Origin of the sequence: Micromonospora yangpuensis, assembly GCF_900091615.1 — a bacterium.
Lineage (GTDB): Bacteria > Actinomycetota > Actinomycetes > Mycobacteriales > Micromonosporaceae > Micromonospora > Micromonospora yangpuensis.
Window position 1 is genome coordinate 5,740,247 of the sequence record NZ_FMIA01000002.1, and the last position, 17,193, is coordinate 5,757,439.

15 protein-coding genes and 4 tRNA genes are annotated in these 17,193 nt (G+C 70.3%); 2 read left to right on the forward strand and 17 right to left on the reverse strand.

The annotated features are described in order from the left end of the window. Positions 1 to 377 precede the first annotated feature (377 nt). From rplA to GA0070617_RS25890, 11 genes are all read right to left on the reverse strand, one after another. The gene (gene rplA / locus GA0070617_RS25840; RefSeq protein ID WP_091444089.1) at positions 378 to 1,094 is read right to left on the reverse strand and encodes a 50S ribosomal protein L1; all 717 of its coding nucleotides are present in this window, start codon (positions 1,092 to 1,094) and stop codon (positions 378 to 380) included. A gap of 186 nt (positions 1,095 to 1,280) precedes the next feature. Further along, a complete protein-coding gene (rplK, locus tag GA0070617_RS25845) occupies positions 1,281 to 1,712 on the reverse strand; it encodes a 50S ribosomal protein L11 (protein ID WP_091444093.1) in 432 nt (143 codons plus the stop codon). A gap of 176 nt (positions 1,713 to 1,888) precedes the next feature. Further along, a complete protein-coding gene (nusG, locus tag GA0070617_RS25850; RefSeq protein ID WP_091444096.1) occupies positions 1,889 to 2,611 on the reverse strand; it encodes a transcription termination/antitermination protein NusG in 723 nt (240 codons plus the stop codon). Between the two features lie 38 nt (positions 2,612 to 2,649). Continuing rightward, positions 2,650 to 3,060, reverse strand: a complete 411-nt coding sequence (gene secE, locus GA0070617_RS25855) for a preprotein translocase subunit SecE (RefSeq protein ID WP_091444098.1) — start codon at positions 3,058 to 3,060, stop codon at positions 2,650 to 2,652. Between the two features lie 211 nt (positions 3,061 to 3,271). Further along, positions 3,272 to 3,344, reverse strand: a tRNA-Trp gene (locus GA0070617_RS25860). A gap of 129 nt (positions 3,345 to 3,473) precedes the next feature. Next, on the reverse strand, positions 3,474 to 3,866 hold the full coding sequence (locus tag GA0070617_RS25865) for a MaoC family dehydratase (protein ID WP_091444101.1): 393 nt from the start codon (positions 3,864 to 3,866) through the stop codon (positions 3,474 to 3,476). A gap of 1 nt (position 3,867) precedes the next feature. Then, positions 3,868 to 4,314 carry a MaoC family dehydratase N-terminal domain-containing protein gene (locus tag GA0070617_RS25870; protein ID WP_091444104.1) on the reverse strand — a complete coding sequence of 149 codons (447 nt, stop codon included), beginning with the start codon at positions 4,312 to 4,314 and terminating at the stop codon, positions 3,868 to 3,870. A gap of 121 nt (positions 4,315 to 4,435) precedes the next feature. Continuing rightward, positions 4,436 to 4,603: a 50S ribosomal protein L33 gene (rpmG, locus tag GA0070617_RS25875; protein ID WP_013288652.1), complete on the reverse strand. Its 168-nt coding sequence runs from the start codon at positions 4,601 to 4,603 to the stop codon at positions 4,436 to 4,438. A 133-nt stretch (positions 4,604 to 4,736) separates the two neighbouring features. Beyond that, positions 4,737 to 4,809, reverse strand: a tRNA-Met gene (locus GA0070617_RS25880). 26 nt (positions 4,810 to 4,835) lie between these two features. Continuing rightward, positions 4,836 to 4,908: transfer RNA gene (locus tag GA0070617_RS25885), tRNA-Thr, on the reverse strand. A 126-nt stretch (positions 4,909 to 5,034) separates the two neighbouring features. Next, positions 5,035 to 7,563 (reverse strand): putative bifunctional diguanylate cyclase/phosphodiesterase, encoded by a 2,529-nt coding sequence (locus tag GA0070617_RS25890; protein WP_091444122.1) that lies wholly within the window; start codon positions 7,561 to 7,563, stop codon positions 5,035 to 5,037. Between the two features lie 825 nt (positions 7,564 to 8,388). Here GA0070617_RS25890 and GA0070617_RS25900 point away from each other — a divergent pair. Further along, positions 8,389 to 9,219: a protein phosphatase 2C domain-containing protein gene (locus tag GA0070617_RS25900; protein ID WP_091444123.1), complete on the forward strand. Its 831-nt coding sequence runs from the start codon at positions 8,389 to 8,391 to the stop codon at positions 9,217 to 9,219. Between the two features lie 141 nt (positions 9,220 to 9,360). Here the strand turns inward: GA0070617_RS25900 and GA0070617_RS25905 are convergent, their stop codons facing one another. Together GA0070617_RS25905 and GA0070617_RS25910 are read right to left on the reverse strand one after the other, a co-directional pair. After that, positions 9,361 to 10,098, reverse strand: a complete 738-nt coding sequence (locus tag GA0070617_RS25905; protein WP_139135761.1) for a hypothetical protein — start codon at positions 10,096 to 10,098, stop codon at positions 9,361 to 9,363. A 436-nt stretch (positions 10,099 to 10,534) separates the two neighbouring features. Next, positions 10,535 to 10,618: transfer RNA gene (locus tag GA0070617_RS25910), tRNA-Tyr, on the reverse strand. A gap of 150 nt (positions 10,619 to 10,768) precedes the next feature. Between GA0070617_RS25910 and GA0070617_RS25915 the strand changes: the two genes are divergently transcribed. Further along, positions 10,769 to 11,263 (forward strand): YajQ family cyclic di-GMP-binding protein, encoded by a 495-nt coding sequence (locus GA0070617_RS25915; protein WP_091444126.1) that lies wholly within the window; start codon positions 10,769 to 10,771, stop codon positions 11,261 to 11,263. A 379-nt stretch (positions 11,264 to 11,642) separates the two neighbouring features. Here GA0070617_RS25915 and GA0070617_RS25920 read toward each other — a convergent pair whose 3' ends face one another. The 4 genes from GA0070617_RS25920 to GA0070617_RS25935 all read right to left on the reverse strand — a co-directional run bounded on the left by GA0070617_RS25920 (position 11,643) and on the right by GA0070617_RS25935 (position 17,149). After that, entirely contained in the window at positions 11,643 to 12,929 is a 1,287-nt protein-coding gene (locus GA0070617_RS25920) for an MFS transporter (protein WP_091444129.1), read from the reverse strand. A 191-nt stretch (positions 12,930 to 13,120) separates the two neighbouring features. Further along, positions 13,121 to 13,996 (reverse strand): zinc metalloprotease HtpX, encoded by an 876-nt coding sequence (htpX, locus tag GA0070617_RS25925; RefSeq protein WP_091447358.1) that lies wholly within the window; start codon positions 13,994 to 13,996, stop codon positions 13,121 to 13,123. 92 nt (positions 13,997 to 14,088) lie between these two features. Further along, positions 14,089 to 15,594 (reverse strand): NADH-quinone oxidoreductase subunit N, encoded by a 1,506-nt coding sequence (locus GA0070617_RS25930; protein ID WP_091444131.1) that lies wholly within the window; start codon positions 15,592 to 15,594, stop codon positions 14,089 to 14,091. Between the two features lie 16 nt (positions 15,595 to 15,610). After that, the gene (locus GA0070617_RS25935) at positions 15,611 to 17,149 is read right to left on the reverse strand and encodes a complex I subunit 4 family protein (protein WP_091447361.1); all 1,539 of its coding nucleotides are present in this window, start codon (positions 17,147 to 17,149) and stop codon (positions 15,611 to 15,613) included. Between the last annotated feature and the right edge of the window lie 44 nt (positions 17,150 to 17,193).

Below are 17,193 nucleotides of genomic sequence, written 5' to 3' on the forward strand. Positions count from 1 at the left end.
TCGCGGCAACAGAAAAGCCCCGGCGCAGGGCGCACGGGGCGAGGTCGGCGGAGATCATCGCGGTCTGCCGACCACGAGATGCTGCCGAAGTTCGCTTGCCGCCCTGCGCGGGTCGCCCGTCTTCGCGGGACCTTCGACCATGCCGGAGCATGGTGACCAGCGGTCTCTGGGTGGATCCTCATACACAACAACATGTACGACGCTGTGCAGCTTACGCGGCGTCACGCCGTTCCACCAAATGCTCCGACGTGTCCCCGCTCACGTGCCCGGACGCCGGACGCGGCTTCCGTCGGCCCTGCCCTGCCCGCGGCGCACTGCGGGGCGAGACGAAGCGGGGCCCCGCCACAGGTGGCGGGGCCCCGGTCATGCGACGTCGCTCAGGCCTCGGCCGAGTCCTCACGCAGGTTCTTCACCACGTTGGGGTCGATCGGGACGCCCGGCCCCATGGTGGTGGTCAGGGTGACCTTGCGCAGGTACTTGCCCTTGGCCGCGGACGGCTTGGCCCGCAGCACCTCGTCCAGGACCGCAGCGTAGTTGTCGATCAGCTGGGTGGCCGAGAAGGACGCCTTGCCGATGATCAGGTGCAGGTTCGAGTGCTTGTCCACCCGGAAGGCGATCTTGCCGCCCTTGATGTCCGTGACCGCCTTGGTGACGTCCATGGTCACCGTGCCGGTCTTCGGGTTCGGCATCAGGCCGCGCGGGCCCAGGATCCGCGCGATCCGGCCGATCTTGGCCATCTGGTCCGGCGTGGCGATCGCCGCGTCGAAGTCCAGCCAGCCACCCTGGATCCGGGCGACCAGCTCGTCGGTGCCCACCTCGTCCGCGCCCGCCGCGACGGCCTCCTCGGCCTTCGCGCCGGCGGCGAAGACGATCACGCGGGCGGTCTTGCCGGTACCGTGCGGCAGGTTGACCGTGCCACGGACCATCTGGTCCGCCTTGCGGGGGTCGACGCCGAGGCGCATGGCGACCTCGACCGTGGCGTCGAACTTGGCGCTGGTGGTGTCCTTGGCGAGCGTGATCGCCTCAGCCGGGTGGTAGAGCTTCGAGCGGTCGATGGCCTCGGCGGCCTTGCGGTAGGTCTTGCTGCGCTGCATGTCTGGTGTGCTCCTGTGGTTTCTGGCGGGCCGCGGTCACCGCGTGCCCTCCCACGGTCGGATCTGGTCTGCCGGCGTCAGCCGGCGGCTGCCCCACTGCCGACGTTCCGGCGGCGGGGCCGGATCACCGACGGCTGTCGGTGGGCCCGGTTGCCGACGCTCGGCCGGCGGGCCGGTCGAGCGACGTCAGTCGGCGACGTTCAGGCCCATCGACCGGGCGGTGCCGGCGATGATCTTCTCGGCGTGCTCGATGTCGTTGGCGTTGAGGTCGGCCATCTTCTTCTCGGCGATCTCCCGCAGCTGCGCGCGGGTCACCGAGCCGACCTTCTCCTTGTGCGGGACGCCCGAACCCTTCTGCACACCGGCGGCCTTGGCCAGCAGCCGGGCGGCGGGCGGGGTCTTCAGCACGAAGGTGAAGGACCGGTCCTCGTACACGCTGATCTCGGCGGGGACGACGTCGCCCCGCTGGGACTCGGTCTGCGCGTTGTAGGACTTGCAGAACTCCATGATGTTCACGCCGTGCTGGCCGAGCGCGGGGCCGACCGGCGGCGCCGGCGTGGCCTGGCCCGCCGGCAGCTGAAGCGTGAACGTCTTGACGAGCTTCTTCTTCGGAGGCATGTCACTTCCTGGGGCTTGAAACTGGGGAAAGCGCCGGCCGCGGGCGCGCACGGTCAGCACGATGCGACGACGGCGACGTTCTAGGGTAGCGCAGCATCCGCCACCCCTTACGCCGAGGTACGGCCTGGGGCCGGGACAGACGCGCCGGCGGTGGGTCACCCCACCGCCGGCACCGGTCAGATCTTGGCGACCTGGTTGAAGTTGAGCTCGACCGGCGTCTCCCGGCCGAAGATCGACACCAGCACCTTCAGCTTCTGCTGGTCGACGTTGATCTCACTGATCGTGGCCGGCAGCGAGGCGAACGCACCGTCGGTGACCGTGACCGAGTCGCCGACCTCGAAGTCGAGGACCCGGACCTCCGGCTTGGCCTTCTTCTGCTCGGTCTCGACCGCCGGGGCCAGCCACTTGAGCACCTCGTCGAGGCTCAGCGGCGCCGGCCGGTCGGCCCGGTCGGTCGCCCCCACGAAGCCGGTGACCCCAGGGGTGTTGCGGACGCAGGAGTAGGACTCGGCGGTCAGCTCCATCCGGACCAGGATGTAACCGGGGAAGACCTTGGCCTGGATCTGGGAACGCTTGCCGTTCTTGACCTCGACCTCCTCCCGGGTCGGCACCTCGACCTGGTAGATGTAGTCCTCCATGTCGAGGGACGTGATCCGGGTCTCGAGGTTGGTCTTCACCTTGTTCTCGTAGCCGGCGTACGAGTGCACCACGTACCAGTCGCCCGGCGCGTAGCGCAGCTTCTGCCGCAGCTCGGCAACCGGGTCGTAGTTCTCGTCCGGCTCGGGCTCGGTGGTCGGGAACTCCGGCTCGCTGGCGGCCTCGACCGACTCGTCACTCGCCGCCGTCGCCACCGCGGACTGCTCGTCCTCGGGTCTGGCGGTCTCGTCGTACTCAGGCACGCTCGCTCACTTCCGTCACTATCGGCTCAGTCGGCCGGTCAGCTGGGGTTACCGAAGACCCACAGCACGCCCTTCGCGAAGGCGAAGTCAAGCCCGGCCACGATCGTCAACATCACCGTGACGAAGACGACCACCACGGCGGTGTAGGTCAGCAACTCCTTGCGGGTCGGCCAGATGACCTTACGCAATTCGGCCACGACCTCGCGGAAGAACCGCGCCACGCGGCCGAACGGGCCGACCCGGTCGCCGTCGGACTTGGTCTTCGGCCGGCTCTCCGACGACTCGACCCGAGCCTTGGACGAGGTCGCACCAGCACCGCTGGCAACCGGTTCTTTAGCACCGGTGGCGTCGTCGCCGGCCACGTCGTCGCTGGCGGTCTCGTCGACGACGTCCTCGTCGTGCTGACGGTCGTCGCCGGCGTCCTCGCCGCGCCGCTTGTTCTCGGCCACTTCGCCCTCCGTCGCGGGAAATCGGGGTCGCACGCCGGATGGGCGTACGCGGCGCTGGTCACGCCAGCCGGACCACACCGTCCCGCGACGGGCCGCGGCCGGCGGACCGACCGGGTGGGTCCGTTGCTCGGAACCACCCCGCCGCTGCCACCACCACGGGCCGGACGCCGCCGGAGGCGGCGCGACCCACGGAACGGTCAGGCCTGAGGCGCAGGGGTGACAGGACTTGAACCTGCAGCCTGCGGTTTTGGAGACCGCTGCTCTGCCAATTGAGCTACACCCCTGTGCGGCAACACTCGCCCCACCCGGCCACAGCAGACCGAGCAGGGGTCACATGCCCCACGGCGGACCAGTGTACGGGTACCGGCACCAGTTTCCCAACCGGTCTGGCCGCCACGCGTGGCGACCCGCCGTCAGCGCCGGGTCCGTACCGTCGCCCGGGCCTGCGAGAGCACCTTCTCACCCTGGCATACCGCGGTCACGTCGAGCCTGGTGAGGCCCTCGTCGGTGACCTCACGGACCTTCGCCGACACCTCGATCTCGGTGCCCTGCTCGTCGTCCGGGACGACCACCGGGCGGGCGAACCGGACGTTGTACTCGACCACGGCGTCGGGGGCACCGGCCCACTCCGCCACGGCCCGGCCGACCAGGGCCATGGTGAACATCCCGTGGGCGATCACCCCCGGCAGCCCGACCTTCGTCGCGACCCGGTCGCTCCAGTGGATCGGGTTGAGGTCACCCGAGGCGCCGGCGTAGCGGACCAGATCCGCGCGGGTCACCCGGTACGTCCTGACCGGCAGCTCCATCTCAGCCCTCCCCACGTACGACGAACTTCGACCAGAGCGTGACCACCGGCTCGCCGGCGGCGGTGGCGATCTCGGTCCGGGTGGTCAGGAAGTCGTGCCCACCGCGCTGGGTGATCTCCTCGATGGTGGCCCGGCAGACCAGCTCGTCCCCGGCGACCACCGGGCGGGTGTAGACGAACCGCTGGTCGCCGTGGACCAGCCGGGAGAAGTCGACGCCGAGCTGCGGGTCGGTGAAGATCTGCTGGCTGGCGCGCTCGGAGACCACGACGGGGAAGGTCGGCGGGGCCACCACGTCGGGGTGGCCGAGCGACCGGGCGGCCTCCGGGTCGTGGTGGGCCGGGTCGTCGGCGCCGATCGCCGTGGCGAACTCGCGGATCTTTTCGCGGCCCACCTGATAGGGGGCGGTCGGCGGATAACTCCGGCCGACGAAGGACGGGTCCATGGGCATGTCGAGAACCTACACGGAACGCACGAAAGCCGATCCGGGGGCGGACGGGCGGGGAATCCGCGCATCCGTGCCGGATCGGCGATCGGGTGTATCGGGCCGGCCGGCTCGCGCCGGCCGCAGGTCAGCGGGTCTCGCGGTGGACCGTGTGCTTGCCGTCCCGGGGGCAGAACTTCTTCAGCTCGATGCGGTCCGGGTCGTTACGGCGGTTCTTGCGCGTGATGTAGTTGCGCTCCTTGCACTCCACACACGCCAAAGTGATCTTCGGCCGGACATCGGTAGCCTTCGCCACGGCGGAGTGCCTTCCTCGCTAACGGAAACAACTACGGCGCATCAGCGTACGCGCTGACGGCCTGGACATGCAAAGCGGGCGCCCAGTGGCGCCCGTCCCATCGACCACCGGGAACGGACCTGATGGCCGAAAGTAGCGGTGGCCGGACTTGAACCGGCGACACAACGATTATGAGCCGTTTGCTCTACCATCTGAGCTACACCGCCGTGGGTGGGTCCAGCCGGACCCGTTGAGCCCCCTTACGGAATCGAACCGTAGACCTTCTCCTTACCATGGAGACGCTCTGCCGACTGAGCTAAGGGGGCCTGCGCGATCTCCCCGTGGGGCGCGCAGGGGTAAGAGTACACGGCCCGCCCCCGCAGGTGAAATCGGATCCCCCGGCCACCGTCGCCGGAAGCTCCGCCCCTGGTCAGAGCGGTTTATCGGCCGCCTCAGTGCACCGCGCGCAGCCGGGGCAGATCCACCGCCGCGGCGGTCTCCGGCTCGATCTGGGCACCGAACCAGGCGGCCAGCCGCTCGTACGGCAGCGGCCGGCTGAACAGGAAGCCCTGCCCGATCTCGCAGCCGATGTCCTGGAGCAGCTCCAGGGTCAGCTCGCTCTCCACCCCCTCGGCGACCACGGTCAGCCCGAACTGCTGGGAGAGGGTCACCACCGCGTTGACGATGGCCAGGTCACCCGGGTCGGTCGCCATGCCCTGGACGAACGAGCGGTCCACCTTCACCTCGTGCACCGGCAGCCGGCGCAGGTAGGCAAGCGAGGTGGCCCCGGTGCCGAAGTCGTCCACCGAGAGCCGTACCCCGAGGTCCCGCAGTCGACGCAGGGTGGGGATCGGCCGGTCGGTGCCGTCGAGCACCCCCGACTCCCGGATCTCGAAGGTGAGCCGGTGCGGTGGCACGCCGTACTCGGCGAGCAGCTCGCGTACCTGGTCGGGGAAGTGCCGGTCGGTGAGCGTACGGGCGGAGAGGTTGACCGAGACGGCGAGCGGCTGGTCGGCGTGCGCCCAGTCCCGACTGCGCCGCAGCCCCTCCCGCAGCACCAGCTCGGTGAGCCGACCGAGCTGGCCGGTGTGTTCGGCGACCGCGACGAAGTCCTCCGGCGCGACCGCGCCGTGCGCCTGGTGCTCCCACCGGGCCAGGCACTCCACCCCGACCAGCCGGCGGTCCCGCAGCGTCACCTTTGGCTGGAAGTAGACCTGCACGTCCCCGTCGTCCAGCGCCCGGCGCAGGTCGCCGGCGAGGCCGAGCCGGTGCAGCGCCCGCGACTCCAACGCCGGGTTGAAGACCTGCACGTTCCCGGGTACGGACTTGGCCGCCATCGCGGCCAGGTCCACCCGTTGCAGCAGGGTCACCGCGTCGCTGCCGTGATCCGGGTGTACGGCGACCCCGACGGCCGTGTCGACGTCCAGGGTCAGCGCGTCGAAGACCATCTCGTCGCGGATCTGCTCCCGCAGGCTGGCGGCCAGCTCGACGGCGGCGTCCACGTCCTCCAGCCGGAGCGTGACCAGGAACTCGTCCCCGCCGGCCCGGCCCACCAGGGCGGCCGACGGGGCGCTGGCGCGCAGTCGCTCGGCCACCTCGGCGAGCACCTTGTCCCCGGCGGCGTGCCCGAGCGACTCGTTCACCTGCCGCAGCCCGTCCACGTCGAAGAGCAGCACGGCGACCACCTCGCCGGGGGCCCGGATCTTCACCGCCTCGCCGAGCGCCGCGGTGATCCGCCGCCGGTTGGGCAGCTTGGTCAACGTGTCGTGGTACGCGTCGTGCCGGAGCTGGTCGACCAGCCGGGAGTTCTCCAGCGCGACCGCGGCATGCGCGGCGACCGTCTCGAAGACGGGGATGTCGTCCGCGGTGAAGTGGTTGGTGTCCCCGAGCCGGTTGACCACCTCCAGGGTGCCGATGACCACCTGGCCGGAGCGCAGCGGGAGGATCACCACGTCCTTGATCCGTTCGACCCGCAGGCTCGCCCGCAGGTCGGTCTCCCCGCGCAGCCGGGCGCCGACGGCGACCATCCGCGCCTCCCGCAGGGCCCGTTCCCGAAGCTCGGTCGGCGCCATCGCCACGTCCAACAGGCCGGCGTCGTCGGCCCGGGCGGTCAGCAGGACCTCCGGGTGCCGGCCCTGCGCGGGCAGCCAGAGGGTGGCGTACTCCGCCTGCATGACCCCCCGGACCCGGTCCAGCAGGGCGTCGACCAGGGTCCCGTCGTGCCCGCTCTCGGTCATCGCCCGGGTCAACTGGTAGAGGTCACCGAGCGTCCGGTGCTGGCGCAGGAACTGGGTGTAGGAGCGGTAGACCAGGCCGAGCGCCAGCGCGAAGGCCACCAGCAGGACGATCCCCCACCGGTCGGTGACCAGCGTGATGAGGACCAGCAGGCCGATCACCACGTTGATCAGCCCGGCCAGCAACGCCGGCGGCGAGGTACGGATCAGGTGCCAGCCGGCCTGCCAGCCCTGCACCACGGTGTTGACGGCGGCGACCGCCGCCAGGGTGACGAAGTGGTAGACACCGGTCGCCACCAGGAGCACGCCCCAGGTGGCCGGTCCGACACCCTCGTGCTCGGGCAGCGCCAGCAGGGCCATCTCGGCCAGCGACGTCGCCGCCGCGGCGAGGACGACGTTGAACCAGAACTTGACAGGCGCGAGCCGCCGCCACATCTGCACGATCAGCGCGGCCGACGTGTAGGCCAGCACCACGGAGAGCGGTGGCAGCAGATAGAAGGCCACCACGAGGGGAATCTCGGCAAGAATCACGCCGAACGCCTGCCGGCGGACGACGATACTGATGATCGGCAGTACCGCACCGATCATCACCACGAGCATTGCCAGGGTGGCTGGCCACTCCCCGACCGCCGGATCGGCCACCAACGCGAGAATCGTCGAACAGACGACCGCGATGACGGCCAACAGGCCAGTGATCAGCCAGGCGTTCTCGGTCGACCGGGATGACCGGGGCCGGCGTGCGACCATACCGTTCCCTCCGCCAGCGACGTCGAGCCGCGGCCAACCACCCTGGGCTGGCCCTGTGGGTATTACCGGAGCACCGAACCGCCAAGCGGCGCGGCCCACTCCCAGCCACCCTGAACATCAAAGTTCGCTCCGCCGGCCAGGACGGCCACAGCGGCGAGAGCGAGCAGGCAGCCAGCGAGACGGCTGACCCTTCGAGCAGACATGGTCGCTCCTGTCACGAGTACGTCGGAGTGAGTGAAGGTTCCACGATGGTGCCACACGGCCAGCAGGCGTAAAAGCGGAGAACGCCGCAGCCTGGCACCGTAGCCGGCTAAATCATCCGTTCGATGTCGGAGCCCGTCCCTCCGGCCCAGATCGCGTCACCGCAGGTCCGCCCCTTGCTACAGAACATGCAAATTGCGACCAGCACCTCGAACCGCGCGGATCCCGGGCTGCACTGCAGCTGCATCTGCCACCGCATCTGCAGATGCACCTGCACCACAGTGGACGGAACGCTTTAGTGGCATTATGACCAATTTGTACGATGATCTGGCTACGACGGCGCGGCGAGCCCCGCGCGCCGCATTGCTCCCGGTCATCGAATGAACCGCGACAGCGCATCTCCGGGCCCGGGACCCGCCCTGCCACTACCACGTTCAGTTGGCAGAGCAGGCCCCAACGGACCATCCTCGTCGTCGCGGGAGTACACGCGCTCGGCTCGGTCGGCGCGGTCGACTACCTCACCCGCAACCTGCCCGATCTCTACGCCCAGGTCGGCACCCACTGCTTCTCTATGGTCGTCCGCAGCGAACACGACGGTGACACGGTGACCAGGAGCGAACTCGCATGCCCGCCACGAATCCACGCCCAGACGTAGTCACCGCCGAGCGGGCCGGACGAGACCGCCCCACCGAAGACCGCATCTTCACCACACCCGACGCCGTCATCGTGCTCGACGGCGCATCGCAGCCGGAAAAGACCAGCCGCGACGGCGGATGGCTGGCCGAGCAGGTCGGGCAACACCTTCGTCAACTCCTGACCGAACACCCCCGGGCCGATCTGACCGACACACTCGCCGAGGCGATCGGCCACGTCCGCGACGGGCACACCCTGCGACCCGGCAGCGGGCCGTCGACGACGGTGAGCATCGTCCGATGGACCAGCGACGACATCGACGTTCTGGTGCTCGGCGACAGCCCCGCCATCCTGCTCACCCGTGGCGGCGAGATCCACCAGGTCCGCGACGACCGGCTCTCCCGAGTCGCCTCCGACCAGCGGGCAGAGCTGTACAACGCCGTACGACGACGGGGTGGGTTCGGCTTTCAGCACGTCGCGGAGTGGACGGCGCTGGTCCAGGCGCAGCAGCGCGCCCGCAACACTCCGGGCGGCTACTGGATCGTCGAAGCCGACCCGGAGGCTGCCCGCCACGCTGTCCGTGCGAGTTGGCCGGTCAGCGACATCGCGGCCGTACTGACGATGACCGACGGGGTGGCCGACGGCATGGATTCGTACCGGGTGCCGGCAAGTTGGACGGCGGCTTTCGCCCTCGCCGACGAGCACCCGACACTGCTCGTCGAGGCCGTGCACCAGGCCGAGGAAGGCGACGCCGACGGACGACGCTGGCCCCGCAGCAAGCAGCATGATGACAAGGCAGTAGCCCTGATCCGGTTCAGGTGACCAGAGCGAGACTCATGGTTTACGACGGATTGCAGGACGTCCGTGATCTAGGCCGACTCAACGCGTACGATCTGGTGTTTCAGTCCCGCCGCCGGCCGCTAATCGACGCGCGGACCACTATCCGCCCATGCCCACAGTGAGTCAGTAGGAGCTCATCCAGCGGAACGCCGAGACGATCACCGCCAGGGTGGCGACGCCCCACACGATGTTCCGGCCGGTGCCGGCCCAGAACAGGTAGGCGACCTGAGCGACCACGAAGACCGCCGTCAGGGCCAGGTCGACGAAGAGCAGCACGATGGTGAGCGCCAAGCGCATCAGGAACCAGACGAAGCCAAGTCCGCACCACTTGCCGATGGTCGAGTCGTCGTAGGCCCAGCGGGTGAACACGAAGGGCTTGTACAGGGAGGAGTCCCAGCCCTTGTCCCACTTCGCGCCCACCTTGGACCAGTACGATTCGCCACCCTCCTTGACCGTCGCTTGATCCACCCGCTTGAACTGCACCTTCTTGACCGCGCCGTCGGTGACATCGATCAGGACTTGCCCGTCTTTCACCTGGATCGTGGTGGTTCCGTTGACGACCACGGTGAGCTGATCACCGCCGGCCTGAACCCTGAAGACCTGATCAAATCCGGACTTTCCCTTGCTGCGGTCGCGAAGCAGGACGTATATCGCATCCTTACCGCGCGACGGAAGGGAGTAGTCGGCACCGACCGAGAACTCACCGATCGGAGTGACGACACTCGGCGTCTCACCCTCGACAGCCACGCCGTTCGGTCCGACCGTCAACGCCACCGGCAGCAGCACGGGCTTGTAACGGACCTTGCCGGAGGTCTCTGGGTCACAGCCGGTGAGAACCAGGCACAACAGTACGAGGCTCACCCACACAGCATGATCGCGGGTCGAGCGCCGGCGCGGAGACGGCAAATCTGGCGGACGAGGCGTCAGCGATACCCCTTGCCGAGTAACGGCACCTACGGTCAACGCACACCGTCCACTTGACCTGCACAGATTGACGCCAGAGCAGTTACTGCACGCAGCCGCATGGTTACGAGTGTCTCGCAGGTGGTCAAGACGCGCTGCGCCCTGTGGCATCGCCCTCATCGAAGCGCGTCACCGATCTTATCGTTCATGGTGTCGCCGCCGTCGATCGTCGACGGAACGCGGGAGTGCCACACGGACCGCCCTCGGCCAGGGCCGGGGGAGTGTCAACCGAACCCGGGGCAGTCCCGCCAGCGAGATTGAGCGGGACTGAGTGAGACTCAAAGAAGAGGCCCCTGACCGGCGTTCGCGCTGGTCAGGGGCCTCTTCTTGCACCTGGTGGCGGGTAGAGGATTCGAACCTCTGAAGCTTTCGCGACGGATTTACAGTCCGCTCCCATTGGCCGCTCGGGCAACCCGCCAGGGCGTACCACCACGCTGTGCGCGGCGGCGGATGCAAGGATAGCGGTTGCTCCCGGCCCCGGCGCAACCGGGTACGGTCGGTGGGTCTGCCGCTGGCACCAGTGGGCAGGGATACGTGTACGAGACCGCCGGACAGCAGGAGCATGAGCATGGCAGCGAACCCGTCGTTCGACATCGTCAGCAAGGTCGACCGCCAGGAGGTCGACAACGCCCTCCGCCAGGCGGAGCGGGAGCTGTCGACGCGGTTCGACTTCCGGGGCACCGGTGCGGAGATCACCTGGTCGGGCGAGGAAGCGATCAGCCTCCAAGCGGAGACCGAGGAGCGGGTCGTGGCCGCCCTGGACGTCTTCAAGGAGAAGCTGGTCAAGCGGAACATCTCGCTCAAGTCGCTGGACGCCGGCGACCCGAAGCCCTCCGGCAAGATCTTCAAGCTGGACTGCAAGGTCGTCCAGGGTATCGAGTCGGAGAAGGCCAAGGCGATCAGCAAGAAGATCCGGGACGAGGGCCCGAAGGGTGTGCAGGCGCAGATCCAGGGCGACCAGCTGCGGGTGACCGGCAAGAAGAAGGACGACCTGCAGGCGATCATCGCGCTGCTCAAGGCCGAGGACTTCGGCATCGCCCTCCAGTTCACCAACTACCGCTGACGGGTTCACCACCTACCGCCGACGGCGGAGCCGCCCAAAGATCTTGGAAGAAACCGGCCCATACGGACGGGCATAATCTTCCCAAGATCTTTAGCCTGTTCCAGACACCCCACAGGCGCGCAAAAAGGGCAAGCAGGCGCAAAGCCGGCACCGATTTCCGGTCGACCGCGCCACCCCATGCGCCCCCATCACCGCCGAAGCGGGCTCCGAGGTGAATCTTGGACACTTACCGTTCTATTTGGACGGTAAGTGTCCAAGATCTACCCCGATCGGGCTCGTCCAAGATCTTCAGGACCCGTCCAGGCTGACGAGGGCCAGGCAGGCCAATAAAGCCAGGCCAGCCGACAAGGGCCAGGCCAGCCAACAAGGGCCAGGCGGCTCAGGCGGGCTCGGGGGTGAGGGTGTCTTCGGGGCGTACCGGGGAGTGTTTTTCGGCTCGGGTGAGGGGGCCGGCCGGTAGCGCGGCGACCAGGGCTCCCACCGCGACCGTCGCGCCGGCGAAGAGGAACGCGCCGGGGACGCCGCCGCCGTGGTCGATGATCAGGCCGGCGCCCGCGCCGCCGGCCGCGCTGGCACCGACCGACATGGTCACCACCCAGGTGTACGCCTCGTTCAGCATGCCGTTCGGGGTGATCCGGCCGACCAGGGTGTTCTCCAGGGTCAGTGCCGGGGCGATCAGCGCGCCTCCGACGACGAGGGCCACGCCCAGCGCGAGGGGTCCCGGCATCATCGCGAAGACGGCGAACGAGCCGGCCACCCCGGCGAGCAGCCAGGCGAAGAGGCGGGTCATGTTGGCCGCCGGTGCCCGGGTGCCGAACCAGACTCCCCCGACGGCACTGCCGATGCCCCAGACGGCCAGCAGGATGCCGGCCAGTCCCTCGGCCGCGCCGTCGCCGGCCTGGGAGCCGGCGTGGGCGCTGGCGAAGGCGGGGACGGTGACGCCGGCCGCGCCGAAGGCGGCACCGATGCCGGCGACGCAGACCAGCAGGGCCGGGAAGCCGGGTACGGCGAGCGGGCCGAGGCCCCGGGCGTGGTGCTCGCGGGCGTGCGGGCGCCAGCCGCGCATGACCCGGCCGAGCGCCACCACGAGCGTGCCGCCCAGGGTGACCACGGCCGCGCCGAGCAGGGCGGTGGCGGCGTCGGCGAGCAGGACGAAGGCGGCCACCAGCAGGGGCCCGAGCACGAAGACCAACTCGAAGAGGGTGGTCTCGGCGGCCAGGGCGGTGTTACGCAGGTGGTACCGGCCGGTGGCGGGGGCGGTGAGGTCGTTCCAGGCGCCCCGGATCGCGGCGGTGAGTGGCGGGTACGTCGCTCCGGCCACCGCCGAGGCCAGGTAGATCCAGGTCAGCGCCGCCGGCCCGGAGCGGCTGGCGAGCAGCAGCCCGACCAGGGCCAGCGGGTGGGCGACGGCGGTGAGCAGCAGGACCGGGGTGGGGCCGACACGGTCGGCGATCCGGCCGGCGACCGGGCTGAGCACCGCACCGGAGAGCGCGTAGAGACCGCCGGCGACGGCGGCGAGCGAGTAGCGTCCGGTCACCTGTTCCACGACGAGCAGCAGGGCCAGCGGTGTCATGCCGATGCCGAGCCGGCCGACGATCCCGGTGACCAGCAGTACGGGTGCGCCGGGGATCTGCCACACCCTCAGGTAGCGACCGAACGCGGCCATGCGGACCCCCTGGTAATGAGCGAAAGACCGTACGACCCTAACGCCGGGGTGGCGTCGGGCGACATGGTTTTCTCGCTCACACACACTCCGCCCACGTCCGGCACGGGCCGGACGTGGGCGGAGGACGGTGGGTCGGTCGGCGCGGGCAGCAGCCGGACCAGCGCTGGAAGCGGGACCGGGGCAGGAGCTGGTCAGCGCTGGAAGCGGACCGGCCCGCTGTTGGCTGCCATCTGCTCCAGTCGGCGTACCCGCTCCTCCATCGGCGGGTGGGTGGCGAACATGGCGGCCATCCCACCACCCTTCTTGAACGGGTTGTCGATCATCAGGTGGGCGGTGCTGGTCAGCTGGCCCTCGGCGGGCAGCGGCCGCAGCTGGGTACCCGCGTGGATCTTGCGAAGCGCGCTGGCCAGGGCCAACGGGTCACGGGTCAGTTCGGCGCCGGAGGCGTCCGCCTGGAACTCCCGGCTGCGGCTGATCGCCAGCTGGATCACCGTGGCGGCCAGCGGGCCGAGGATGATGGTGACCAGCAGCACCAGCGGGTTGGGGCCGTTCTCGTTGCGGCCGCCCAGGGGGATGAACAGGGCCAGGTTCGCCAGCATGGTGATGATGCCGGCCAGGCCGGCGGCGACGCTGGAGATCAGGATGTCCCGGTTGTAGACGTGCGACAGCTCGTGGCCGATCACGCCGCGCAGCTCGCGGTAGTCGAGGATCTCGGTGATCCCCTGGGTGACGCAGACCGCGGCGTTCTGCGGGTTGCGGCCGGTGGCGAAGGCGTTGGGCTGCGCGGTGGGGCTCAGGTAGAGCCGGGGCATCGGCTGGTTGGCCTCGGTGGCCAGCTCCCGCGCCATCCGGTACAGCTCGGGGAACTGCGCCTCGCTCACCGGTTGCGCCCGCATCGAGCGCAGCGCGAGCTTGTCGGAGAAGAAGTAGGTGACGCCGTTCATCACCAGCGAGACGGCGACGGCGACGACCAGTCCGCCACTGCCGCCGAACCAGTAGCCCACCGCCAGGATCAGCGAGGTGAGCAGGCCCAGCAGGGCGGCGGTCTTCAGACGGTTGTGGTGCACGATCACTCCTTCGGTGCACGGATCGGACGCTCGATACCGCTGACCGGTGCAACAGACCGGTACCCCACAACAGTCCGTCTAATGACTGTGAGTTACCTGAGAGCGGTGAGCTCCAGCACCAGTTGGGGAGCCAGGCCGACCAGCACGGCCAGGACCGTCGCCACCGCCAGCGCGGCCAGCACCGAGGCCGCCGGCCGCCCCGACGACAACCCAGCGTGATCGTCGCCCGAGGCGGTCACAGGAGCCGACGCGGCGGGGGCGTACAGGGTGGCGGTCAGGCGCAGGTAGTACGCCAGGCCGATCACCGCGTTCAGCGCCACCACCACGGCCAGCGCGGCCGAGCCGCCGGTCAGCAACGACCGGACCACGGTCACCTTGGCGAAGAGGCCGGCCAGCCCCGGCGGCAGCCCGGCCAGCCCGACCAACGCCAGCCCGAACGCCGCCGCGACCCACGGATGCCGGCGGGCGGCACCCCGCAGGTCCCGCACCGTGCCGCCGTCCGCGCCCGCCGGGCGCAGCGCCACCAGCGCCGCGAACGCGCCGAACTCCAACAGCACGAAGAAGACCGCGTACGCCACCGCTGCCGCGTACGCCACCGCGGCGGCCTCCCCGGTGCGGCCGGTGGTCAGCGCGAGCGCCCCGAGCGGGGCCAGGATGTAGCCGGCCTGGGCCACCGACGACCAGGCGAGCAGCCGGACCGTCCGGCGTTGGCGCAGCGCCACCAGGTTGCCGACGGTCATCGTCAGCACCGCGAGCAGAGCCAGCACCGGCCCGGTGACGGTCGCCGGCAGCGCGTACTGGACCACGGCGAGCAGGGCCACCACGCCGCCCAGCTTCGAGGCGGTGGAGAGGTACGCGGCCACCGGCACCGACGCGCCGTCGTAGGTGGCCGGCGCCCAGGCGTGGAACGGCACCGCGGCCACCTTGAAGGCCAGCCCGAGCACCACCAGCGTCACCGCGGCGGTGGCCAACGGCAGCTCGGTCAGCTCCGGGCGCTCGGCGAAGACCGCGCCGAGCCGGTCCAGGTGCAGTCCACCGGTGACCGCGTAGAGCAGCGCCGCGCCGAGCAGGGTGAGCGTGGTGGCCACCACGCTGACCACGAAGAAGGTGACCGCCGCCTCGGCGCTGGCCAGGCTGCCCCGCCGCAGCCCGACCAGGACGTAGATCGGCAGGGTGAGCGTCTCCACCGCCACGATCAGGGTGATCAGGTCGCCGGCCGCGCCGAGCACCACCCCGCCGGTCATCGAGGCGGCCAGCAGGAAGGTGTACTCCCCCGTCGGCGACCGGCCGGCCCGCAGCAGTGGCCCGGAGAGCCCCAGCACACCGAGGGTGAGCAGGGCGAACACCCCGGCCACCAGGGCCGCCCGGTCGTTCATCACCCAGGAGCAGTCGGTGCCCACGCAGAACGTCCGCCGGGGCTCGCCGACGCCCACCACGACGGCGGCGAGCACCGTGCCGACCGCCCCGAGGGCGGCCACCGCCACCGTCACCCGGTCCCGCGACACCAGCAGGTCGGCCAGGAGCACCAGCACCGCCGTACCGGCCGCCAGGTACGCCGGCAGCAACGCCACGTGGTCGATGCTCTGCACCACACTCATGATCTACTCCTCCACCTTATGGTGCGAGCACCTCGACGAGGGCGGTCACCGGGGCGGCGGCCACGCCGAGGACCAGGGTGGGGGCCAGGCCGATGGCCAGGGCGAGCAGCACCAGCGGCGTCCAGGCGGTCAGTTCCGCACCGGCCAGGCGGGGCTCCAGCGCACCCACCGCCGGGCTGGGTCGGCCGTGGGTGACCCGGCGCAACAACCGCAGCAGGTACGCCGCGGTCAGCGCCCCGCCGACCGCCGCGAGCACGCCGAGGGTGATCCAGAACGCCCCACCCCGCTGTACGGCGGCGATCACCGCCAGTGCCTCCCCCCAGAAGCCGGCCAGGCCGGGCAGGCCGAGCGAGGCGACGGCGGCGAAGCCGAGCAACCCGGCCAGTCGGGGCGCGGCGTCGCGCAGCCCGGACAGCTGCGCCAACGATCCGGTGCCGGTACGGTCCTTGACCGCCCCGGCCAGGAAGAACAGCAGCGCGGTGAGCACCCCGTGGGCGATGTTGCCGATCAGCGCCGCCTGGATGCCGGTGGCGGTGAGCGTGGCGATCCCGAGCAGCACGAAGCCCATGTGCCCGACGCTGGAGTACGCGATCAGCCGCTTCAACTCGTCCTGGGCCAGGCAGATCAGGGCCCCGATCAGGATGGCGGCCACCGCCAGCACCCCGAGCACCGGGGCGACCTGCCGGGCGCCCTCCGGGGCGACTCCCACCGCGACCCGGATCAGGCCGTACGTGCCCATCTTGAGCAGTACCCCGGCGAGCACGACGCTGCCGACGGTGGGTGCCTGGGTGTGCGCGTCGGGCAGCCACGAGTGCAGCGGCCAGAGTGGGCTCTTCACCGCGAAGGCCAGCCCGAGCAGGATGAACGCGGCCAGCTGGGTGCCCCGGGACAGCCCGTCGCCGCCGGTGAGCGTGACCAGGTCGGCGGTGCCGGCGGCGGTGACCACGAGGTAGACCCCGACCAGCAGGAGCACCGAGCCGAAGAGGGTGTAGAGGGCGAACTTGCGACCCGCCGCCCGGGCCGCGTCCCGGGCCGACCGGCCGTCCCCGGTGGCGCTGCCGCCCCAGCCGACGATGATCGCGTACATCGGCAGCAGGACGACCTCGAAGAAGAGGAAGAAGAGCACCAGGTCCAGGGCGAGGAAGGTGCCCAGGATGCCCACCTCGACCACCAGCAACAGCGCCACCAACGCCCGGCCGCTGCCACCGGCCGGCACCTTCCAGACGGTGTACCCGCAGCAGAGCAGGGTGAGCAGGGCGGTCAGCACCACCAGGGGCCAGGAGATGCCGTCCACGCCGAGGTGGAACCGCAGCTCCAGGCCGGGCACCCAGGGCAGGTCGAGCTGGTGCCAGGGGCGTACCGCCGGGGCGTCGGCGGCCCAGGCCGTCCAGGTCCGCTCCCCGGTGGCCAGCAGCACCGCCGCGAGCAGGGTCAGGCCGGCGAAGACCGTACCGACCAGGCGGGCCGCCCGGTCCCGGGGCCACGCGGCGACCACCACCGCGCCGAGGGCCGGCACCGCCAGGACCGCGACCAGCAGCAACTCCCCGATCCTCATCCGGTCTCCTCGGCTCGCGACCGGCCGACCCGGCCAGTTGGTCG